At 67.1% G+C, this 21,930-nt stretch carries 18 protein-coding genes; 8 read left to right on the top strand and 10 right to left on the bottom strand.

Features of this window, described 5'->3' with window-relative positions; translation table 11 throughout:
- Positions 1 to 8: 8 nt before the first annotated feature.
- The gene (locus LZC94_34135) at positions 9 to 1,208 is read right to left on the bottom strand and encodes an efflux RND transporter periplasmic adaptor subunit (GenBank protein ID WXB12880.1); all 1,200 of its coding nucleotides are present in this window, start codon (positions 1,206 to 1,208) and stop codon (positions 9 to 11) included.
- Positions 1,209 to 1,554: 346 nt separating this feature from the next.
- Here LZC94_34135 and LZC94_34130 point away from each other — a divergent pair, with 346 nt between their 5' ends.
- Positions 1,555 to 1,947: a helix-turn-helix transcriptional regulator gene (locus LZC94_34130; GenBank protein WXB12879.1), complete on the top strand. Its 393-nt coding sequence runs from the start codon at positions 1,555 to 1,557 to the stop codon at positions 1,945 to 1,947.
- Positions 1,948 to 2,078: 131 nt separating this feature from the next.
- Here the strand turns inward: LZC94_34130 and LZC94_34125 are convergent, their stop codons facing one another.
- A complete protein-coding gene (locus tag LZC94_34125; GenBank protein ID WXB12878.1) occupies positions 2,079 to 2,525 on the bottom strand; it encodes an acyl-CoA thioesterase in 447 nt (148 codons plus the stop codon).
- 79 nt (positions 2,526 to 2,604) lie between these two features.
- Here LZC94_34125 and LZC94_34120 point away from each other — a divergent pair, with 79 nt between their 5' ends.
- Entirely contained in the window at positions 2,605 to 4,026 is a 1,422-nt protein-coding gene (locus LZC94_34120) for a PLP-dependent aminotransferase family protein (GenBank protein WXB12877.1), read from the top strand.
- A 50-nt stretch (positions 4,027 to 4,076) separates the two neighbouring features.
- Complete coding sequence (locus LZC94_34115; GenBank protein WXB12876.1) at positions 4,077 to 5,486, top strand: aminotransferase class V-fold PLP-dependent enzyme; 1,410 nt, start codon at positions 4,077 to 4,079, stop codon at positions 5,484 to 5,486.
- On the opposite strand, the gene LZC94_34110 is transcribed toward LZC94_34115, so the two are convergent.
- From LZC94_34110 to LZC94_34085, 6 genes are all read right to left on the bottom strand, one after another.
- The gene (locus LZC94_34110) at positions 5,461 to 5,883 is read right to left on the bottom strand and encodes an ACT domain-containing protein (GenBank protein WXB12875.1); all 423 of its coding nucleotides are present in this window, start codon (positions 5,881 to 5,883) and stop codon (positions 5,461 to 5,463) included. The genes LZC94_34115 and LZC94_34110 overlap by 26 nt on opposite strands.
- Positions 5,880 to 8,753, bottom strand: a complete 2,874-nt coding sequence (locus tag LZC94_34105) for a M20/M25/M40 family metallo-hydrolase (protein ID WXB12874.1) — start codon at positions 8,751 to 8,753, stop codon at positions 5,880 to 5,882. The genes LZC94_34110 and LZC94_34105 overlap by 4 nt, the downstream gene beginning before the upstream one ends.
- Before the next feature lie 92 nt (positions 8,754 to 8,845).
- On the bottom strand, positions 8,846 to 9,109 hold the full coding sequence (locus tag LZC94_34100; GenBank protein ID WXB12873.1) for a hypothetical protein: 264 nt from the start codon (positions 9,107 to 9,109) through the stop codon (positions 8,846 to 8,848).
- On the bottom strand, positions 9,106 to 9,447 hold the full coding sequence (locus LZC94_34095) for a hypothetical protein (GenBank protein ID WXB12872.1): 342 nt from the start codon (positions 9,445 to 9,447) through the stop codon (positions 9,106 to 9,108). The genes LZC94_34100 and LZC94_34095 overlap by 4 nt, the downstream gene beginning before the upstream one ends.
- Before the next feature lie 302 nt (positions 9,448 to 9,749).
- The gene (locus tag LZC94_34090; protein WXB12871.1) at positions 9,750 to 10,394 is read right to left on the bottom strand and encodes a CGNR zinc finger domain-containing protein; all 645 of its coding nucleotides are present in this window, start codon (positions 10,392 to 10,394) and stop codon (positions 9,750 to 9,752) included.
- A gap of 4 nt (positions 10,395 to 10,398) precedes the next feature.
- Entirely contained in the window at positions 10,399 to 11,304 is a 906-nt protein-coding gene (locus tag LZC94_34085; protein WXB12870.1) for an alpha/beta fold hydrolase, read from the bottom strand.
- A gap of 157 nt (positions 11,305 to 11,461) precedes the next feature.
- Here LZC94_34085 and LZC94_34080 point away from each other — a divergent pair, with 157 nt between their 5' ends.
- The 3 genes from LZC94_34080 to LZC94_34070 all read left to right on the top strand — a co-directional run bounded on the left by LZC94_34080 (position 11,462) and on the right by LZC94_34070 (position 17,501).
- Positions 11,462 to 13,114: a fatty acid desaturase gene (locus tag LZC94_34080; protein WXB12869.1), complete on the top strand. Its 1,653-nt coding sequence runs from the start codon at positions 11,462 to 11,464 to the stop codon at positions 13,112 to 13,114.
- Between the two features lie 94 nt (positions 13,115 to 13,208).
- The gene (locus tag LZC94_34075; protein ID WXB12868.1) at positions 13,209 to 14,321 is read left to right on the top strand and encodes an efflux RND transporter periplasmic adaptor subunit; all 1,113 of its coding nucleotides are present in this window, start codon (positions 13,209 to 13,211) and stop codon (positions 14,319 to 14,321) included.
- An 18-nt stretch (positions 14,322 to 14,339) separates the two neighbouring features.
- Positions 14,340 to 17,501 (top strand): multidrug efflux RND transporter permease subunit, encoded by a 3,162-nt coding sequence (locus LZC94_34070; protein WXB12867.1) that lies wholly within the window; start codon positions 14,340 to 14,342, stop codon positions 17,499 to 17,501.
- Here LZC94_34070 and LZC94_34065 read toward each other — a convergent pair whose 3' ends face one another.
- Positions 17,502 to 18,407: a LysR substrate-binding domain-containing protein gene (locus LZC94_34065; protein ID WXB12866.1), complete on the bottom strand. Its 906-nt coding sequence runs from the start codon at positions 18,405 to 18,407 to the stop codon at positions 17,502 to 17,504.
- 142 nt (positions 18,408 to 18,549) lie between these two features.
- Between LZC94_34065 and LZC94_34060 the strand changes: the two genes are divergently transcribed.
- Both LZC94_34060 and LZC94_34055 read left to right on the top strand, forming a co-directional pair.
- Positions 18,550 to 19,461, top strand: a complete 912-nt coding sequence (locus LZC94_34060; GenBank protein WXB12865.1) for an NAD-dependent epimerase/dehydratase family protein — start codon at positions 18,550 to 18,552, stop codon at positions 19,459 to 19,461.
- A gap of 195 nt (positions 19,462 to 19,656) precedes the next feature.
- Positions 19,657 to 20,856: a hypothetical protein gene (locus LZC94_34055; GenBank protein ID WXB12864.1), complete on the top strand. Its 1,200-nt coding sequence runs from the start codon at positions 19,657 to 19,659 to the stop codon at positions 20,854 to 20,856.
- Between the two features lie 8 nt (positions 20,857 to 20,864).
- Here the strand turns inward: LZC94_34055 and LZC94_34050 are convergent, their stop codons facing one another.
- Entirely contained in the window at positions 20,865 to 21,770 is a 906-nt protein-coding gene (locus tag LZC94_34050) for an EamA family transporter (protein WXB12863.1), read from the bottom strand.
- Between the last annotated feature and the right edge of the window lie 160 nt (positions 21,771 to 21,930).

The raw sequence follows: 21,930 nt of genomic DNA, 5'->3' as shown, positions 1-21,930 counted from the left end.
CTCGTTCCTTATTTCGCGTCCGCTGCTTTTTCGGCAGTCGGCGCTTCCGGTGAGACCGGTGCTCCATCGCGGAGCTTCTGGATGCCCGCCGTCACGAAGCGCTCGCCCGGCTTCACGCCGTCGATGACGACCACGTCGTTGCCGGTGGTCGCCCCCAGCTTGACGGGACGCTGCGCCACGGTGGGCGGGTTGGCATCGTTGAGGACGTAGACGAAGGTGAGACCGCTCTGGCGCGAGAGCGATGTGGTGGGGACGCTGACCGCGGGCGTCGAACGCCACACGATGCGGGCGCGCAAAAGTTGCTGCGCCTTCAGCAGCGATGCGTCTTCGATGCGCGCCTTGACGAGCACCGTCTGGGAGGCGGTGTCCACGCGTGGCGCGATGAAGGAGATGGTGCCCTTGGAGAGCAGCTTTGCGTCGGCGTCGATGAGGCGAACCGGCAAATCGAGCTTCAACCGCGCCTGCTGCTCGACCGGTACCGAGATGTACGCCTCGAGCGGCATCTTCTCGTCGTCGAGGGTCGTCAAGAGGGTCTGCGGGGTGACGAAGTCGCCAATCTTGACCGGAATGTCACCTACGGTGCCATTGAAGGGCGCCGCGATGTTGTAGTAGCGAAGCTCCGCCCGCTGCACCTGCGCGCTGGCCTGTGCTTGCGCGCGGCCGCTCTCGTAGCTGGCGATGGCGGCCTTCTGCGCCGACACCTGCTGCTCGGCCGCGGCCAGATCGGCGCGCGCTTGGTCGAGCGCCGTCTGCGACTGGTCGAACGACTGCTGCGAAATGGTGTTGGACCCCAAGAGCGACGCGGAGCGTTTCTGCTCCGTTTCCGCCAGCTTGAAGGCCGCGCGCCGCGCGTCGCGCGTCGACTCCAAGGCCAAGAGCGTGGAGCGCGCGCGCGCCAGCTCCGCCTCCGCCGTACCCGACGCCGCGGTGGCGCTGGTGAAGGCAGCCTGCTGTCTTTGCGGGTCGATCTGCAAAAGCTGCGTGCCCGCCGTGACGACGGTCCCCGGTGCGACGAGGATCTTCGAGACGTGACCATCGACCTGAGGGCGCAGCTCGATCGAGTTGCGCGATTTGACCTCCGCGACGAACTCCGACGTCTCATCGGTGTCCGCCAACGCGGCCGTCTGTACTTTGACCGGTACCCCTCCGCCACCGTGCCCTGCCCCTTCGCCCTTTCCGCAGCCCGCGAGCGCGAACGACGTACCCATGGCGGCGGCCAGCGCGATCCACGCGACACTGTTTTTTCGTGCAAGCCGACGTGCTGGGCGCACGCCGGCGTCTATGGTCTCCGAACCGAGCATATGAAGTGATCTCCAGCAGTCTTGATGGGAACGCCGATCCCGGGCGCCTTCAGCGAGTGACGAACGTTACCGACCCGTCCTTCGGCACTGCGCCACGAGGAGTAGGGCCGGCTGGTAATTGGTCCAGTCTGGGTTATGGTTCCTTTGTGTTTCTTCGTTACTGTTAGGAACCGTCAAGGTCTGGAAGGTGCTGCCGCTGCCGTGCAGCGGCAAGGAGGCACCATTTCGGAACGAGGGAACCCAGGAGTAACCAATGGGAAAATCAGCCAACTCCGATATTCAAAAAGGATGCCCCTGTCTCGCAAGAGACGTGCTCGACCGGATCGGCGATCGCTGGAGCGTCCTGCTCGTCTGCATCTTGGGGGAGCACGAGGTGCTCCGTTTCACCGAGCTGCGACGAAAAGTCACAGGCATCTCCCAGCGGATGCTCACCGTCACCCTGCGCGATCTCGAGCGCGACGGTTTCGTTCAGCGCAAGGTCAAACCGGTGATTCCCCCGCACGTCGAATACCGATTGACCCCGCTCGGCCACGCGCTGCTCGAGAACATGCGCTCGCTCGTCAACTGGGCCAGCCGGCATCAAGATGCGGTGCGCCGCGCCCGCGAGGCGTACGATGCCCGCCACTCGGTGGAAGAGGCGGGCTGAGTCTCGAACCGCCAGGACGCCCAAACCCCGCAGTTTTTACGGCCATGGCCGCACCCTCCGCGCGCGATGGAATCCCGCAGTTTTTGCGGTGGCCCCGCGCCGTGCGCGCAAGGGGTGACTTCGAGCGCGCTTTATGGCTTCCGCGGCGCGATCAGCGGGCCAAAGGCCGCGCGAAAACGGTCGCTCCACGGGCAGGGCGCGTTCGTCTCCGGATCGAGACGAACGAGGCGGGTGGTTCCGGTCGCATGCAGGGTGGGGCCGTGCAGCGCTTTCACGTGCGCCTCCACGATGAATGACGATGTACCCAGGTGAATGGGCGTAATCTCCACCACCAGCTCCGTCTCACCGCGCACCGGCTGCAGGTAACGAATTTCGTGCGCGGCGACCACGTGGAACTTGTCGGGGTTGATGGAAAGATCGTCCTCCCAGCGGAAGCCGCGTGAGTTGATGAAGGCACCCCGTGCCCGCTCCATGAAGAGAACGAATTTGAGATTGTGCAGGATATTCAGCGCATCCAAATCGTCGAAGTAGACGCGCTGGACCGATCGATAAGGAATTTGTGTCGGCAGATTTTGCACGGGGTCGCTCATAGTCTAAATGACATAGCGGGACGTGGAAAATCAGACCGAGCATCTGTACGAACGAATTGCGGCCCACGTGGCGGCACTGGTCGGGTGCGGTGCGCTGCGGACGGGTCAGCGGGCCCCCTCGATCCGGACCTTGAGCCGTCAACAAAACGTGAGCACCGCCACGGTGGTGCGCGCCTACCAGGAGCTGGAGGCGCAAGGGCTCCTCGAGGGGAGGCCGCAGTCCGGCTTTTATGTGCGAAGGCCCGCGGAGCTTTTGCCGCTGCCGGGTTTGGCGCGGCGCCATCCCGTCCGATCGCCTCGCGCCGCGCCCGCGCCAAAGGCGGTGAGATCGGTCGGGCTCATCGAACGCCTCTACGCTTCGCTGAACGATCCGCACGTGATCCCGTTCGGTGCCGCGTGCCCCAGCGCGGACTTGCTGCCGCTGCCGCGCCTGAATCAAGGCTTGGCGCGCATCGCGCGGACGGTGGGCCACGCGGGCGTTTGGTACGATGCGGCCGGCGTGCCGGTGCTGCGCCGGCAGCTCGCGCGGCGCGCGATGGCCTGGGGCTGCGCGCTCGGCGCGGACGACTTCATCGTGACGGTGGGCGCGACGGAGGCGATCTTCGTCGCGCTGCGCGCGGTGTCCCGCCCGGGCGATACGATCGCGCTCGAGACGCCGGCGTACTTTGGCGTGCTGCAGGCGGTGGCGGCGCTCGGCTTGTCCGTGGTGTCGATCCCGGTCGATCCGCGCGACGGCTTGGATCTCGAGGCCCTGCGCACCGCGCTCGCGACGCACAGGCTCGCGGCCTGCGTGGCCACGACGACCTTTCACAACCCGCTCGGCTGCGCCATGAGCGATCGGGCGAAGAAGGAGCTGGTCGCGCTCTTGACCGAGCGCGAGGTGCCGCTGATCGAGGACGACGTGTACGGCGAGCTGGCGTTCGAAGGCGCGCGCCCGCGCCCGGCGAAGGCCTTCGATCGCGACGGCTTCGTCATGCTCTGCGGCTCGGTCTCCAAGACGCTGGCCCCCGCGTACCGGGTCGGGTGGCTGGCCGCACCTGCGCGCTTTCGGGGGCGCGCCATGCAGTGGAAGCACGCGACGACCTTGTCGACCCCCAGCCTGACGCAGTTCGCCGTCGCCGAGTTTCTGTCCCACGGCTACGAGGCGCACCTCCGGCAGCTACGGCGCCGGTTGCGCGCGCAAGTGGCCTGCGTGCGCGAGGCCATCGCCGCCACCTTCCCCGAGGGGACGCGGGTGAGCGAGCCGCGCGGCGGTTTTTGCTTGTGGGCCACCTTGCCGCGCGGGTTCGATGCCGTGGCCCTCGCCGAGGCGGCGTTCGAGCGCGGCATCAGCGTCGCGCCGGGGCCCCTCTTCGGCGCGTCGGGCGAATACGCGAACGCGCTTCGTCTGACGTGCGGTCATCCGTGGACCCCGGCGCTGAAGGACGCGCTCGCGACCTTGGGCGATCTCGCTTCGCGTCAATTGGGTCGAACTGTCCCGCGCCGATAGAAGGGAAACTGTATCGGTTCGATCGAACCGCGTGCATTACAGTTGGAGCCATGTCCTCCACCGACACCGAAGCGCTCTTGCGCGAAACGTTGGACCACGCCCTCGCCTACCTTCGCTCGAGCGCGGAGCGCCCCGTCGGCGTCCCGTGCGACGTCGAGTCCTTGCGCGCGCGCCTCGCGATGCCGCTCTCCGAGCACCCGATGGATGCGCAAAACGTCGTCGCCGATTTGGTGAGCCGCGCCACGCCCGGCCTGGTCTCCTCGGTGGGGCCGCGGTACTTCGGGTTCGTGGTCGGCGGGAGCTTGCCGGCGGCGCTCGCGGCCGAGTGGCTCACCGCCGCGTGGGATCAAAATGCTGCACTCTACAAGCTTTCGCCGGCCGCCATGGTCGTCGAGGAGGTGGTGTCGGGCTGGCTCACGGAGATCTTCGGGCTGCCGTCCACGGCCAGCGTGGGGTTCGTGAGCGGCTGTCAGATGGCGAGCTTCACGGGCCTGTGCGCGGCGCGGGGCGAGGTGCTGCGGCGGGCGGGCTGGGATCTCGAGGAGCGCGGGCTCGCAGGCGCGCCGCCTCTGACCGTGGTCCTCGGCGAGGAGGCGCACGCCACCATCTACACGGCGCTGCGCATGCTCGGGATCGGGCGCCGTCAGATCGTGACGGTGGCCGCCGATGCGCAGGGCCGGATGCGGGCCGACGCGCTGGCGAAGGCCCTGGGCGGCGTGTCCGGGCCGCTGGTGGTGTGCGCCCAGCTCGGAAACGTCAACACCGGCGCCTTCGATCCGTGCGAGGACATCGCCGAGCTCACCCACGAGCACGGCGGCTGGTTGCACGTGGACGGCGCGTTCGGGCTTTGGGCGGCGGCGAGCCCCGCGCTTCGGCACCTCGTTCGCGGGGCCGCGCGGGCCGACTCGTGGGCGGTCGACGGGCACAAATGGCTCAACGTGCCCTACGACTCGGCGTACGCCATCGTGGCCGATCCGCGCGCACACCGCGCGGCCGTGGCGAACACCGCGGCGGCGTATCTGGTGCCGGGCGATCGCGGTGAGCGCGACGCGCAAGACTGGGTGCCCGAGTCCTCGCGAAGGGCGCGCGGCTTCGCCGTGTACGCGGCGCTGCGCGCGCTGGGGCGCTCCGGGTTGGCGGAGCTGGTGGAGCGCACGTGCGGGCTGGCGCGGCGCATGGCGGAGCGGCTCGCCGGGGCGCCGGGCGTAGCGGTCTTGAACGAGGTCGTCCTCAACCAGGTGCTCGTGCGCTTCGCGCCGCGCGGTGGTGACGGGGGCGGAGATGCCGATGCGTTCACGCGCGAGGTGATCGCGCGCGTGCAGCGCGATGGAACGTGCTGGGTCGGGCCCACGGTGTGGAAAGGGCAGGCGGCCATGCGCATCTCGGTGGCCAACTGGTCCACGTCGGAGGCCGACGCCGACAGGTCCGTGGACGCTATTCTTCGCGCTGCGCGGTCGTGAGGCGCTGGAGCGCACCCATCGCGCGCTCCGTGTCCGCGCGGGCGACGAACAGGTGATCGTGGTAGTAGCCGGCCACCACGTTGCAGCTCATTCCCTCGCGCGCGAGGGCGGTGGCCACGGCGGCGGTGAGCCCCACGGCGTCGAGCGCCGAGTGCACGCGCAAGGTGATCCACCCCGCCACATAGGCGTAAGGGAGCCCCGCGGCATCGGCGTCGGCGCGCGGGATCACCAGCGTGCGCCCCTCGGGCTCCCGAACCGTGACGATGGGATCGAGCCCCTCGGGCACGGCGCCCGCGATCGTCGCAAAGACGTATTCGCCCGGGTTGACCACGGGCTGCATCGCGCGCAAAAGCACCGCCAGATCGCGCTCGCCGCTTTTGCGGGGCTCGCCGCTCATCGCGGCCGGTGGCTCTCTTGGAACGTCACCTCGAGCTTCACCTCTTTGCCCTCGCGGACCACCACGGCGGTCACCGTTTCGTTGGGTTTGCTGGCGTTGAGGACGAACATCAAATCTTCGACGCTGCCGATCTCGTGCTCGCCCAGGCGAATCAAAATGTCGCCGCGCTTCATCCCGCCTTTCTCCGCGGCGCCGCCGGGGCGCACGCCCGAGAGCAGCACGCCTTTTTTGCCGGCGCCGGGGCCGCCGTAGTCGGGAACGGTGCCGAGCGACGCGTTGAAGCTGCGCATATCACCGCGCGGCGCCGCGCCTTGGGCGCCCGATTGGAATGTCAGCGGCTCCGGGCGCACGTCCACGTGCCGCGCGATATCGGCCACCAGCTTGCCCACGCGCGCGGCCCCCGCGTAGTTGATCTTGTCGGCGGTGTCGCTGGGCTTGTGGTAGTCGGAGTGCGTTCCGGTGAAGAAGTGCAGGACCGGGATCCCCGCCGTGTAGAAGGACATGTGGTCGCTCGGCCCGTAGCCATCGCCGCCGATGGAGCAGTCGACCCGGGCGCCCTCGTTGCAAAGGCCTTTGACGAGATCGCCCCACTCGCGCGCCGTGTCCGAGCCCAAGACTTGGAGCTTGTTTTCGCGCATGCGGCCGACCATATCCATGTTGAGCATGGCGACGACGCCCTTGGGATCGAGGCCGCCCTTCTTTCCCTCCTTGGCCGCCTTGACGAAGTAGCCCGATCCGAGCACCCCCGACTCCTCGCCCGAAAAGGCCACGAACAGCACGTCGCGCCGGAGCGCGTCTTTGTCCTTCGCCAGCTCGCGGGCAATCTCCAGCAAGGTGGCGGCGCCCGACGCGTTGTCGTCGGCGCCGACGTGCGGGGCCACCGTGTTCGGCGCGAGCGAGTGATGGCCGCCCATGCCCAGGTGGTCGTAGTGCGCGCCGATGACCAAGGTGCCGGGGAGCTTGTCGGCTTTGCCGGCCGGAAGACGGGCCACCACGTTGAAGGCGTTGGAGCGCACCTCCGTGAGCGCCACGTGCACCTGCGCCGGGACGCGGGCCTTCGCCTTCAATTTGGCCAAGCTCTCGGCAAAGGGCGCGCGCTTGACCGCCAGCACGGGGATGCCCGCATCGCCGTGGCCTTCGATTTCCAGCCGCGGAAGGCGCGCTTCGGCGGGCGCTTTCCAGTCCTTGGCGTCGGGGCCCGCGGGCGGCGCCGGGTCGTCGACCACGATGAGCGCACGGGCGCCGCGCTCTTTGGCCGTCCACGCCTTCTGGCGCAGATCCCCGTAGCGGCGTTGGGCGTCGGTGCTCGCGAACTTGCCGCCCTCGGGCACGAAGCGCCGCACCACCACGATGGCGCCTTTGGCTTTGACCCCGGCGTAGTCGTCGACCCCGAGCTCTTTGGCCACGATTCCATAGTTGGCAAACACCAGATCGGCTTTGGCGTCGGCCAGGGCAGGGGAGTACCCCAGGACCGTGTAATCCTCTCTCTTCCACTCGTCCTTGCCGACGGTCAGCTTCGTCTCGTCCGCGGTGCGCAGCTCGGTGGTGACCGGGAAGGCTTGGCGGAAGGAGTTATCGTCGCCCGCGGGGGCGAGGCCGAGCGCTTGAAAGCGCTGCTCGATGTACGCTCCCGAGGCTTCCAGGCCCTTGGTCGCGACGCCGCGGCCTTCGCGCGCCGGATCGGCCAGCCAGCGCAAATCCGCCGCGATGCGGTCGGCGCTCTCGCTCTTCGACGGCGGAGAAGACGCGACGTCACGTTTCGCGCTGCCCTCGACCCAGCGCGCCAAGAAGACGTTGGTGTCGTGTTTGCCGGGGGCGGTGGCGCGGTTGGAGGAGAAGGCGAGGAGCTTGCCGTCGGGGGAGAACATGGGGAAGCCATCGAAGCCGCCCGCGTGGGTGATGCGCTCCAAGTTGGTGCCGTCGGTGTCGATGGCCCAGATATCGAACTCGCGGCCCTTGGGATCGCCGTAATTGGATGAAAATAGAATGCGCTTTTGCGAAGGGTGCCAATACGGCGCGAACGACGCCGCGTTCAAATACGTGAGCTGCACCGGATCGCTTCCATCGGCGTTGGCGGTGTAGAGCTCCAGCTTCGACGGGCGTACGAGGTTCTTCGCCAAGAGCGATTTGTAGTCGTCCTGCTCCTTGCCGGGGCGGGGCCGCGACGCGCGCCATACGATCTTCGAGCAGTCCTCGTTGAAGAAGGCGCCGCCGTCGTAGCCCAAGGTGTTGGTCAGGCGGCGCACGTTCTTGCCGTCGGCATCCATGCGGTAAAGATCGATGTCGCCGTCGCGCACGGAGGTGAAGACGATGGAGCCGTCCTTTTTGCAAACGGTGCCCTCGGCGTCGTAGCCCTTGGTGTCCGTGAGCCGGACCACGCCCGAGCCATCGGCCTTCGACTTGAAGATGTCGTAGCTATCGTAGAGGGCCCAAACGTAACCCTGGCTATGATCCGGCTTGGGCGGGCACGCCTCGCCGCCCAGGTGGGTGGAGGCGTAGATGACCTCCTGGTTGCCCGGCATGAAGTACGAGCACGTGGTCGCGCCCTTGCCGCTGGAGACGGGGATGAGCGTCCCCGAGCTCACCGGCATGCGGTAGATGCGATCGCAGTCCCCGTCGCCCGTTCGCGACTGCAGGATCAACTGTTGTGCATCCCAGGACCAATACGCCTCCGCGTTCTCCCCCGATTTGGTGAGCTGGCGAAGATCGGCCAAGTGCACCTCCTCGGCCAGCGCCGGGACCGACGTGATGTTGCTCGGCGCCGGTTTCTCCGGTTCTTTGGGCGGCGGCTGCGAGCTGCACGCGGAGCAAACGAGAAAGCCGGCGGAAACGGAGGCCACGGAGGCCACGACCCTGTGTCGAGCGAGCATGAGGCCCGCAGCTTCACGCAGGACGAACCGCGTTACAAGATGGCCCGCCGCCGATCCACGCCGACGAGCCGTTACCACCGCGGCGACATCCATCAGCGCCCGCGCGGATCGACCCCAGCGAGCTGCTCGATGGCGGCGAGGCGGCTGCGCACCTCGGGGCGGGGCAGGTAAATCAGAAGCGCCTGCTCCAGCGCCGGCAGGGCCCGCACCAGATCGTGGCGGGTGACCGTTCGGGTGTTGACGCCGACCCGACCCAGTGCACGCGCAATCACCGCGGGGCCAAACACGGACGCGAGCCCGCTGGACGCGACCACGGCATCGAAGAGCGGATTTCCGGCGATGGGCTCGGTCGTCATGCGTACAAGGCTTTCGCCACGGCGGTTGCAAGGTCGGTCACATAGCCCGCATAGAAGCGCGAGAACCAAGGCAGGCCCTGGACGCGGTCCTCGCCCTCGAGGAGCCGATCCAGGTCGGCTGCAATGATGAACCCGAATTCAATGGCGCCGCCCACGATCCCGCGCATCACCGTGCCGTTGTCGATGAGCGAGGGGATCAGCGTCTCAATGTAGATGCGCCGGATCGTGTCGCCGCGATCTTCGGCCGCCTCCATGAGCACGGCGAGCACACCATCCACGATTTGCTGCACGGCCGTCGGCGTGTGATTTTGCACGGTTTCAGGGTCGGCTTCGGCCACCAGCCGCTCACAAATTCGAATGTAATGGTCTCGTCGTGCGCGTAGAACATCGACGATTCGAGCTCTCCAAGACTCCACAAACCAAGTTTACCTTGGGGCTTTTGCGTGTGGCAGGCTGAAGAAATGGCGTGATTGGCTTTTTTTGATGTCCAATTGGCCCACTCGGTCCAACACGCCCCCATCGCGGCCCCCTCACGAACGTTCACGGGGCCCCGAACGAAGATTCAAAAATACGATAGGGGCGGTTTGCGTCGCGAGACAACGCTTGCACGCGCGAAGGTCACGACGTCTTGGACGGATCACTAGTGGGGTCTTGTCGTCTGCGAAGGTGGGGTCCCGCGGTCCCGCAGCTTCTTCTTCTCGTAAAAGCGCTGGGCCTTGTGCCGGTTTCCGCAGATTTCCATACGGCACCAGCGGCGCGTCTTGTTCTTGCTCGTATCGAGAAAGAGCCAGCCGCAGTCCTCGAGTCCGCACCTGCGCACGCGCGCAAAGCCGGGGGAGGGGAGGAGATCGGCCGCGGAGAGCGCGATCGTCCAGAGCGGGGCGCGCAGGTTCGACTCGTCGCAGCGCCAGACGAACCCCGCCTCGGAGGGGACGAGCCTTCGAAAGGCGGCCGCCTCGGAGATGCGCGCGTTCATCTTGGCCAGATCGGCCGGATCGGAGGCCGCGCCTTCGAGCTCCGCGCAGATGGTCCGATAGAGCGCGTCGCGAAAGCGCACGGCGTCCGTGTGGGCCGCCTCCGCCTCTTTGGGGTGGCGGAGGGCCCGCGCGCGAAGGCGCCGCGCCGCTTGCCGGTCGAGCACCCCACCGGCGGCCGCCCACGCGAGGATCTCCGAGTAGCTCGTCAAGCGCTCCACCGCCGCCGTCTCCGACTCGCGCCAGCTCACCGTGTTGATGAAGTCGAGGCAAACGCGGCCAGCGAGAAACTCGAAGACGTGGCGGTCCACGCGTTCAATGTAACGGCACCGTCCGATCCTGCGGGGGCGAAAGCGCGAGCATCCAATCGGCCACGTGCGCGACCACCGCATCGGGGTGCCGCGGCCACTTGTTGTGCGATCCCGCCGACGGGGGCAGCCCCGACTCCGGCTCATAGCGGATCCACTTCACCGGGCACTTGGGCGCTTTGGCCACGAGGAGCTCCGTCGATCGCCGCGGCGCGAACGAATCGCCTTTGAGCGACACCGCGAGCACGGGGCACTCCACGCGCGCGATGGCCTCGTCCGGTGCGACATGTCCCGTCCACGTGGTGGGAAATACGAACTTCCCGGTGCGCACGGCGTGGCCCCACTCTTTGATGAGGGTTCGCGCCTCGCGGCCTGCGAAGCCAAAGCGGCTGCCCGGGTAGTGTCCCACCAAGGTGGACGTGGTCTTCATGAAGCGCGCGAGCGTCCGAATCGCGGCGTTTCCCACGCCGGGCCAGGCGACGGCGTGCGGTAAGCCGCTGGCTACGAGCGCGATCCCGCGGACCTTTTCGATTTGGCCGCGCGCCAAGCTCAAAAAGGAGAGATGCCCGCCCAGGGAGTGCCCGAGGAAGAAGAGCGGCGCGCGCGGGAGGTGCGCCCGAACGCGCTCGACCACCGCCGGTACGTCCTGCTCGACGATGGTGCCGTACCCAAAGTCGGTGCCCCGCGATGCGCGCACGCTGCTCGACCCATTGCCGCGCAGCTCGAACAGGGCAGCGTGCACGCCGCGCTTGGCGAACGCTGCGCCCAGCTTGTCGTAGTAGCCGGCGCCGATCCCCATGGCGGGGATGACGAACACGACGGGTGCCCCTTCGTCGGCGGTGCGATACAGCAAAAGCTCGGACGTTGCGCCGTCCCTCGAGGCTACTTTTTCACGGATCGGTAGAGAGCTCACCCTCGCAAGATGAACCGCCTGCGTCTCCGATTCAAATATTTCGTGCACGAACCTTTTGCATGCGGATCAAGTACATCCCATCGAGGTGCTAGGGTCGTGCTGCGCAATGATGGAAATTCTGTTATAATGGACACATGTTCGTCAAACGGGACGCACCATGTGGGCGAGGCTGCATGGTCCGACTTGGGTCGTCGCGGTGCTCACGTATGGTGGATGGCTGGCCGCGACCTATGCGCACCGATGGGTGCCGCTGCCGATCCTTGCCGCGATCGGCGGATTTTTAATCGCCTGGCAAGGCTCGCTTCAACACGAGACGATTCACGGCCACCCCGCCGGGCCCAAATGGCTCCCGCGCGCCTTGGGATCGCCGCCTCTCGCGCTGTGGCTCCCCTATGAATTGTATCGGGATAGCCACCGGCGGCATCACGCCACCGCGAACCTGACCCACCCCGAGCACGATCCCGAGTCCTCCTTCGTCCGCCGTGACGATTGGCAGCGGATGCCGCCGTGGCTGCGCACGTTGGTGGCGATGCAAGCGACCGCCCTCGGGCGCATGCTCGTCGGCCCATTTCTGACGATTGCGCGCTTTCTGAAGCATGAATGCGCCGCCGTCGTGGCGCGCGAACCCGGACGCCGCCGCATCTGGGCGCTTCATCTGGTCGCCGTGTCCCTGGTCCTCGCGTGGGTGCTCGCCGTCTCGGGCATGCCCCTCTGGAAGTACCTCCTCGCCTTCGTGTACCCCGGCACGGGCCTCACCCTCCTTCGCTCCTTGGCCGAGCACCGCGCCGATCCCATCCCCGCACGGCGCACCACCGTCGTCGAAGCGGGGTGGCTCTTTCGCCTTCTTTATTTGAACAACAATTTTCATGTGACGCACCATCGCGCCCCGCACGTACCGTGGTTCCAGCTCCCCGCCCTCTGGCGCGGCGAGCGCGAGCGCGTCCTGCGCGATGGTTCGCACGTCGTTTACGGGGAAGGGTATCTTTCCATCGTGCGCGCGCATGCCATCCAGCCCATTGCCAACTTGGGCATGTACGACGGCGGGGATCTCACCGCCGCCAACGACGAGCTCTGGACCCGCATCGCCGAGCGCCTGCGCGCGCGCGGCATGATCGGCGTCCCCTCGAGCCTCGAGCGCCATCGTCCGCTCGACGCCATCTGGAGCGGACCGCTCTTGTTCGGGCAGACGTGCGGCCACCCGTTTGCGTCGCGCCTCTCCGAGAAAATGAAGGTCGTCGGCGTCCCCGTCTACGAGCAGCCGGGCTGCGAGGGGATCCAGCACCGGAGCTTCATCGTCGTTCGTGCGAGCTCGGAGCTTCGGCGCCCCCTCGATCTCCTTGGACGCCGCGCCATCATCAACGATCCGGAGTCCAACACGGGACGAAACTTGTTCGGTGACGCACTGGTGGCGGCCGGCGCCCGTTACCCGTTTTTCGCCACCGTGACCATCAGCGGCAGCCACCTCGCGAGCTTGACCGCCGTGGCCGACGGCGCGGCCGATGCGGCGGCAATCGACTGCGTCACATATGCGCATTCTTTGCGCGCAAACCCCCGCCTTGGAAACGTCACACGCATCCTGCTCGAGACACGGCTGAGCCCGTCGCTACCCTTCATTACCTCGCGGGAAAATGATGCGGATGCTCTGCTGGCGGCCGCCCGCGAAGCGCTCGCCGATCCCCGAACCCAAGCGAGCCGCCGCGCCCTTGGCCTGGTTGGGATTGAAGCGATTGACGCGCGAGCGTACGGCCTCACACGCCAGCTCGCAGTTCATGCCGACATGGTTTTCGGACCCAAGGGCTACGATCTGTAACTTCGCGCCTTGCACCCGTGTAAACCCGACCCCATGCTCTGCGCCCCGCTGTCCTTGAAATTTGTGGCGGGCTCGAGTCGAAGAGAGCTACGGGATGCGAAAACTTTATGTGCTGGTCGTTATAGGGACGCTTTTGGGGTGCGGTAAGGGCGCGGGTGGCGGCGAAGGCCAACCCGGTGGCGCCGGCGGCGCGCCAAAGATGCCCGTCGAGGTTCAAACGCTTCAAGAGGAGTCGCTCTCGGACGGCGCCGAGTATCTCGCCCAGCTCGTCTCGCGTCATCAGGTCGCGATCTACCCCCAGGTCACGGGGGTGGTCGTGCAGATTTTGGCCAAGCCTGGCGATCAGGTGAAGCAAGGCGCGGCGCTCATTCAGATCGACCCGCGCCGCGAGGCCGCGAATTTGGCGAACCAAGTGGCCGCCAAAGAGCAGCGCGAAGCGAGCCTCGAGCTGGCCAAGCGCAACGAGGAGCGCGCGACGCGTCTCTTTCGCGAAGGGCTCGTCAGCCAAGCGCAGTTCGATCAAGCGCGCAGCTCGCGCGTGGTGGCCGAGGCCGACGTCAACGCCCAGGCGGCGAGCATCGCGGCCCAGAGCTCGCAGCTCAATTTCTTCCGCATCGTCGCGCCCTTCAATGGAACGCTCGGCGATATCCCCGTCAAGCTCGGCGACATGGTCTCGTCGAACATGAAGCTCACCAGCATCGCCGACAACAAGAACCTCGAGGCCTACGTGAACCTCCCGGTGGAGCGCCTCGGCGAGCTCGGAGACAAGAGCCGCATCGAGATCCTCGACCCGGCGGGCAAGGTCCTCGGGCAAGCCCCGGTGAACTTCATCGCGCCGGAGACGAACCCCGCGGTGCAATCCGTTCTCATCAAGGCGGTCATCCCCAACGAGAGCGGCGTGCTCCGCGCGGCGCAGGTGGCGCGCGCCCGGGTCGTGTTCAAGACCCAGCCCGGCGTTCGCGTGCTCGCCTCGACCATCATCCGGCAGGTGGGGCAGTACTTCGTCTTCGTGGTGGAGAACGCGGACGGCGGGGCCGTCGTGCGCCAGCGTCCCGTCGAATTGGGCGGCCTCGACGACAATCGCTACACGGTCATCAAGGGGCTGAAGGCCGGCGACAAGATCGCGACCACCCAGCTCCAGAAGCTCCAGGATGGAGCGCCCGTCGATCCCAAGGAATCCGCGTCGACGGCTTCGTCGAAGCAGTAATCGAACGAGGACACGACGATGGTCGATTTTTTCATCAAGCGAGTCGTCTTCGCCAGCGTCTGCGCGATGATCATCGTGCTCTCGGGCGCGGTCGTCATCCCTGGTTTGGCCATTGCGCAATATCCCAATATCGCGCTGCCGCAGGTCCAGGTCACCGCGAACTACGTGGGCGCGAGCGCGGCCGAGGTCGAGGCCTCGGTCACCATCCCGCTCGAGCAAGAGATCAACGGCGTCCCCGGCATGCAGTACATGACGTCGACGTCGAGCAACGATGGCCAGAGCCAGATCTCGGTCACCTTCAAGTCGTCGCGCGACATCGACCTGGCCGCGGTCGACGTGCAGAACCGCGTGAACACCGCGCTCGGCCGGCTCCCCATCGACGTGCGCACGTTGGGCGTCGTCATCACGAAGACCAGCGGCGCCTTCGTCGAGGGCGTCGCGCTCTTCAGCAAGGACAATCGCTACAGCGAACAGTTCATGTCGAACTACATCGACGTGTACATGACGAACGTGCTCAAGCGCGTCCCGGGTGTGGCCGATGTCCAGATCTTCGGCGAGCGGCGCTTTTCCATGCGCATCTGGCTCGATCCGGCCAAGCTGGCGTCGCGCGGCATCGCCCCGAGCCAGGTGGTGGGCGCGCTCCGCGAGCAGAACATCCAAGTCGCGGCGGGCGCTGTCGGCTCGCAGCCGGCGCCCGACAAGCTGGCCTACCAATTTTCGGTCCGCGCGCTCGGGCGTTTGGTCGAGGTCAAAGACTTCGAGAGCGTCATCGTCAAGTCGCTCCCCGACGGCACCCTCGTGCGCCTGCGCGACGTGGGCCGCGTGGAGCTGGGCGCCGAAGAGTACGGATCGCAGTCGAGCTGGCGCGGCCGGCCCACGGTCGGCATCGGCATCACGCAGCTCCCGGGCGCCAACTCGCTCGACGTGAAGAAGCTGGTCGAAAAGGAGATCGACCGCCTGGCCAAGGACTTCCCGCCCGGCCTCGAGCGCGAGCTCATCTTCGACTCGACCGCCCCCGTGAGCGCGTCGATCCACGAAGTTCTCGTCACCCTGGGCGAGGCGATCCTCTTGGTCATCGCGACCATCTTCATCTTCTTGCACGGCTGGCGCGCCACCTTGATCCCGGCGATCACCATCCCGGTCTCGTTGGTCGGCACCTTCATCTTCGTGAAGCTGTTCGGCTTCTCGATCAACACCCTCACCATGTTCGGTCTGACCTTGGCGACCGGACTGGTGGTCGACGACGCCATCGTCGTCATCGAGAACATCTCGCGCATCACCGAGGAGACGGGGGTCAAGGGCGCCGAAGCCGCTTCGCGCGGCATGAAAGAGGTGACCTCGGCCGTCATCGCCACCTCGCTCGTGCTCATCGCGGTGTTCATCCCGGTGTCGTTCTTCCCGGGCACCACCGGCAAGATCTACCAGCAGTTCTCGCTGACCATCGCCTTCAGCATCGCGCTCTCGGCCTTCAACGCCATCACCCTCACCCCGGCGCTGGCCGCCCGTCTCTTGCGCGGTCACGAGGGGCAAAAGTGGGTCTTCTTCCGCGCGTTCGATCGGGTGCTCGACGTCATCCGCCTCGGCTACGTGAAGCTGCTGACCCGGGTGGTGCGCCACAAGTTCGTCACCCTCGCCGTGTTCGTCGGGCTGACGGTGGTGACCTCGTGGGTGTACCGCAAGGTCCCCGCGGGCTTCGTCCCCGAAGAGGACCAAGGCTGGTTCATCGTCGCGGTCGTCGCGCCCGAAGGTGGGAGCGTCTCGGGCACCCGCGAGGTGATGGACAAGGTGGACGAGATCACCAACACGATCCCCGAGATCAACGGGTGCTTCTCGATCGCCGGCTTCTCGGTCATCGGCGGCAACGCCCCCAACCGCGGTGTTTCCTTCTGCAACATGCACGATTGGAGCCTCCGCAAGAAGCCGGGCAGCGGCCTGGCGGAGGTCATCGAGCGGCTCCGCGGACCTTTGATGGGCATCGGCGGCGCGCTCGCGTTCCCCTTCGCGCCGCCGGCGGTGGAAGGCGTGGGCGGCTTCGGCGGCTTCCAGTTCGAGGTCGAAGATCAGTCGAGCAGCCCCGATATCAACGCGCTGGCGGCCTCGATGGGCCAAATCGTCGGCGCGGCGGCCAAGGACGATCGCCTCTCCTCGGTGTTCTCCGCGTTCACCGCCAACGATCCGCAGCTGGTGGTGGAGGTCGATCGCGAGAAGGCCAAGGCGCTCGACGTCACGCTCGACGAGCTCTTCTCGACCCTCCGCATCTACATGGGCTCGCAGTACGTCAACGACTTCGTGTTCGGCACGCGGACCTACCGCGTCTATGTGCAAGCCGACGCGACGGCGCGCTCCAAGCCCAAGGACATCGAGTCCTTCTATGTCCGCTCGAACTCGGGGGAGATGATCCCGCTGGGCAACCTCGTTCACGTTCGAACGACCACGAGCGCGCAGACCATCAACCACTACAACCTGTTTCGCTCGGTGGAGATCTCGGGCTCTCCGTCCCCCGGTCGAAGCTCGGGCGAGGCCATCGCGGCCATGGAGCAAATCGCCCGGCGCGAGCTGCCGCGCGGCATGGCGTTCGAGTGGTCCGGTCTATCGCGCGAAGAGATCGAGTCGGGCGGGCAGACGTTCATCATCTTCGGCCTCGGCCTCTTGTTCGTCTTCCTGGTGCTCTCGGCGCAATACGAGAGCTTCGTGCTCCCGCTGATCATCATCCTGGCCGTCCCCGTCGGTCTGCTCGGCGCGCTCCTCGCGCAGTGGTACCGCGGCTACGCCAACGACGTGTTCTGCCAGGTCGGGCTCGTGATGATGATCGGTCTCGCCAGCAAGAACGCGATTTTGATCGTCGAGTTCGCGAAGGAGCTGCGCGAGCAAAAGGGGCTGTCGGTGGTGGACGCCGCCATCCAGGCATCGGAGACGCGCCTCCGGCCCATCTTGATGACCTCGATCGCGTTCCTCCTCGGCCTCATCCCGCTCTTGGTGGCCACGGGCGCCGGCGCGGCCAGCCGCCGTTCGCTCGGCACCGCGGTGTTCGGCGGAATGCTCGTCTCGACGGTGTTGAACATCTTCTTCATCCCCGTCCTGTACGTCCTCGTCGAGCAGCTCCGCGAGTGGGTCACCGGCCACAAGCCGGAGCCCGCCGCTGCGGCGCCCGAGCACGGCGAGTACTCGTCGGCCGAATAACTAGCCGCCGCTCTCCCGATCGCGCGCGACCTTTTGGAGGGTCGCGCGCAGCCAGCTCAAAGCGGGATCGCCCTCGGAGCGCGCGTGCCATCCGAGGGCGATGGAGAACGAGGGCAGCGGCACGGGCGGCACGTAGCCGCGCACGGGCAGCGCCTCGGCGGCGCGCCGCGCGACCCGATCGGGCAAGGTCGCGATCAGCTCCGAGCGCGCCACCACCTCGGGCGCGACCAGAAAATGCGGCACGCGCAGGGCGATGAAGCGGCGCAGCTTTCGCTCGGCGAGGGCGCGGTCGACCATGGCCCCGCCGCTGCCCTCGGGCGAGACCAGCACGTGGCCGAGGCTCGTGAACTGCCGCAAGCCGAGCTTCTTTCCGACCACGCCTTTGCGCGCGATGGTCGTCATGCGCTCGTGAAACAGCGTCTCGGCGTGCAGCGCCCCCGCCGTCTTCAAGCCGGGCGCGAGCACCAGCTCGCAGGACCCATCGTCGAGGTGGGCGCGCGGCTCGCGGACGAGCGGCGTGACCGCGATGGCCACGCGCGGCGCCTCGCGCGCGAGCCGTGAGAGGAGCGCCGGCAGCACCACGTACTGCGCATAGTCGCCCATGGCGAGGCGCACGGTCCGCTCGGCGGTGGCCGGATCGAACTTCGGCGCCGCGAGCACGTGCTCCACGCTCGTCAAGATCTGCCGCACCGGCTCCACGAGCAAAAGGGCGCGCGGGGTCGGCGACAAGCCGCGCGGCGTGCGCGCAAAGAGCGGATCGTCCAACAAGAGCCGCAGGCGCCCGAGCGCCGCGCTCGTCCCCGACTGCGAGAGGCGCAGGCGTTTGGCCGCCAAGGTCACGCTCCGCTCGGCGAGCAGCGCGTCGAGGACCACGAGCAGGTTCAGATCGATGCCGGTGATATCCATGGAAGTGGAATCATAGCTTTACATTATCGATTGGAAAACGAACGCCCGCGGCGGCATTTCATCGTGTGCACCGCGCTCACGCCGTCCGCCGGGAGATATCCTCCCGCGCGGTTCGAGGCGTCGCCGGTGCCAGGAGGATTCCATGCGCGTTCTCGTCACCGGCGCGACCGGCTACATCGGCTCGGCCGTCGCCCACCGTCTCTTCGAGCTCGGTCACTCCATCGTCGCCCTCGTACGCACCGATGGCGGCGAAGCGGAGGCCAAGCGCCGCGGCTTCGAACCGCTCCGCGGCACCTTGTTCGACGCGGCAATCCTCGAGCGCGCCGCGCGGGAGGCCGGCGGCGTCGTTCACACCGCATCGACGGGCGCCGCCGACAGCGCCGAAGCCGATATCACCTCCGTGCGCGCGCTCTTGCGGGGCCTCGGCGGCTCGAACAAGCCGTTCGTGTACACCAGCGGCAGCTGGCTCCTCGGCAACACCGGTGATTCGCCCGCCGGCGAAACCAGCCCCCTCGACCCCACCCCGCTCACCGCCTGGCGCGCGCCCCTCGAGAAGGAGATCGCCGAGGCCTCCGGCACCACGTTGCGCACCGTCCTGCTCCGCCCCGTCGTCGTCTACGGGCGCGGCGGCGGGCTGCTCGCGATGCTCGTGCGCTCGGGGCGCGAGCAGGGCATCGTGCGGTACGTGGGAGCGCCGGAGACGCGTTGGAGCTTCGTTTACGTGGACGATCTGGCGGACCTCTATGCGCGCGCGCTCCTTCGAGCCTCGCCGGGCACGGAGATCGTCATGGCCTCCGCAGACGTTACGCACACCCTCCACGCGATCGCGCTCGCCGCGAGCGAGGCCGCGGGTGTATCGGGTCGAACGATCCCGTGGCCGGTCGACGAAGCGCGAAGCGCGATGGGCCCCTTCGCGGATGCGCTGGCTCTCCATCAAGTCGTGACGGGTGCGAGGGCGCGCACGCGCTTCGGATGGTCGCCGCGCTCACCTTCGGTTCTCGACGATCTCGCGCGCGGTTCGTATGTCGCGGGGGAGCCGAGCCAATCGCGTTGACATCTTCGCGGACGGAGTGGTCGCAAGCGCGTGTTTCATCGAACCACAAGAGACTTGGTGGGCGACGCGCTGCTCGGTATTCGATATAGACGAATATCCAATCCGAATCGGGCTCACGCTCGTATCGAAATCCCGTGCCGCACGTGCAGCGCTGGGGAGGACCTGATTCGGCGTTGAAAAAAGGAGGGAGTTGCCATGAGTGAAGAGCAATCCTGGGGGTTATGGAAACGTGCGAGCGATCCGCCGGTGCCTCCGGCGCCTAAGCCGGACGCCACTTGGGAGATCCCGGGCGCGGATCGAAAGGGAGGCATCGCGCGGGTGTACCTCGCGAACTCGAAGATGGGGCTGGTGCGCCCCGTGATCCTGGCCGATGGCTTCAACTGGGGCCCATCGAACCTCGATGAGCTCTGGCAATGGCTGAACGAGAAGCAATTCGCCTTTGCGGACGAGCTGCGCAGGCGAGGGCACGACCTGATCCTGCTCGGCTACGACGATCGCGCCGCATCGATCCTGCACAACGCCACCATCGCGCATCGCTGCATCCGGCGAGCCACGGAGGAGAGGCTTGGCTCCGCCCCGCTGGCCGTCGGTGGCTTCAGCATGGGAGGCATGGTCACGCGGTATGCCCTCGCGAGGATGGAGAACGAGGGCATCGACCACCAGACGGCGGTCTATATGAGCTTCGACAGCCCGCACCGCGGCGCGTGGATCCCCATTTCGCTGCAGGCGCTCGCGCATTTCGTCACCATCGCGCCGACCATGTCCAAGCAGATCAACAGCCCGGCGGCCCGGCAGCTCTTGGTGCGGCACATTCCGGATCTCAACACGCCGCCGCGCGAGGATCCGGAGCGCACCCAGTTCCTCGCCGAGCTGACGCGGGTCGGAAGCTGGCCGCGGAGGCCGCGCTTGCTCGGCGTCGCCAACGGCAGCGGCACGGGGCAGGGCAACGGGATCAGACCGGGCGAGAAGGCGCTGGAGTGCACCAAGGGTGGGTTCAAGCCCACGACCTTGTACACCCAATCGTCCGCGAACGGCGCGCTGGTCGCGAGCCTCAAAGGTCCGCTGCAGACCAAGGAGGTCCGCACCAGCGAGCTTCCAGAGGTAGACGGCGCGCCGGGTGGCACCCTCGAATCGTTCGCCATCGCGGCGGACAACCTCACGATCCCCGTCTTGGGCATGGAGGCGGTGGCCCACCACCGGGAGGTTTGTTTCGTGCCGTCCATCAGCGCGGTGGCCGTCTTGGATATCGATCCGAGGAACCTGTATACGAACATCAACGAGCTCCCCCCGGACAAGAGCGACCTCGATGACTACTTCTTGCCGTCGCGCAACACTCCGCACTCGGAGATGAGCGCGGAGATCGGCGAGTGGATCCTCGATCGGCTCCCTCGTTAACCTCACCGTCACCCCGATTGGGCAGTATTCCCGCGAACCGCGGGGCGCGATCGCACATCACGCCCCGCGGCTCGTGCCGGCGCCGCGCGGTGCAGGGCCACGCCTCCGATCACCAGGCCGATGCCCGCGAGATCGACCACGGTCGGAACCTGGCGCAAGGCGAGCAAGCCGACGACCGTCGCGGTGGCCGGCAGCAACGCCAGGAGCAGCGCAAATGTCGATCGCGAAAGGCGCGCCATGGCCAATTGATCGCACACGTACGGGATGACGGACGACGACACGCCCACGCCAACGGCCGCGCCGAGCAGCTTCGGATCGGCGAAGGCCGGCGCCGCGTCGCGGACCCCGATGGGCAAGGCCGCCACCATGGCCACGAGCATCGCGGCGCCCAGCTGATCGATCCCGCCCGTACCGCCGCGCGCCGCGATGCGGTGCCCCAATACGATGTAGAGCATGAACAGCGCGCAATTGGCGAACGCAAAGACGTAGGCGCGCGGATCGCCCGCGAGCCGAACGCGGCTCAAGGCGTACACGCCGGCGCCTGCCAACACGAGCGCCAGGAGGTTTCGCCGGGTGCGCGTACCTGCGGCCGCGAGCGCGATGGGTCCCGCGAACTCGATGGCGCCCACCGTACCGAGCGGCAGCCGGTCGATGGCCACGTAGAAGCACGCATTCATCGCCGCCAACACGGCGCCCAGCGCCACGACGGTGGCACGCTCGGTCGCACGCAAAGATCGCATGTAGCGCCAGGGCCGCCGCCAAATGGCGAAGACGAGCCCCGCGCTGGCGATGCGAAGCCACGCCACGCCGAGCGGGCGAACGTGCGCGAAGAGGAGCACGGCAAACGCGGGACCGAGGTAGTGGAACAGCGCGCTGCAGAGGAAGAAGGCGTGGGGTGGCACCCGGCGATTCATGCCTCGTACATTGATGTACGAGGCGCGATCGAGCGAGGGTGCCTCGAAGGCGCATGGGCGATTGCGCCTTTGTTTTCGAAACTAAAAATGCGATTTCGCCTTGGAATCGCAAACCGTTCGGCATCGCCGCCTCCCGCTTACCGTTTGCATTGGTACATGA

Source organism: Sorangiineae bacterium MSr11954 (assembly GCA_037157815.1).
Classification (GTDB): domain Bacteria; phylum Myxococcota_A; class Polyangia; order Polyangiales; family Polyangiaceae; genus Pendulispora; species Pendulispora albinea.
Note: the sequence above shows the minus strand (reverse complement) of the source record. Positions and strands in the feature narration are given on the sequence as shown.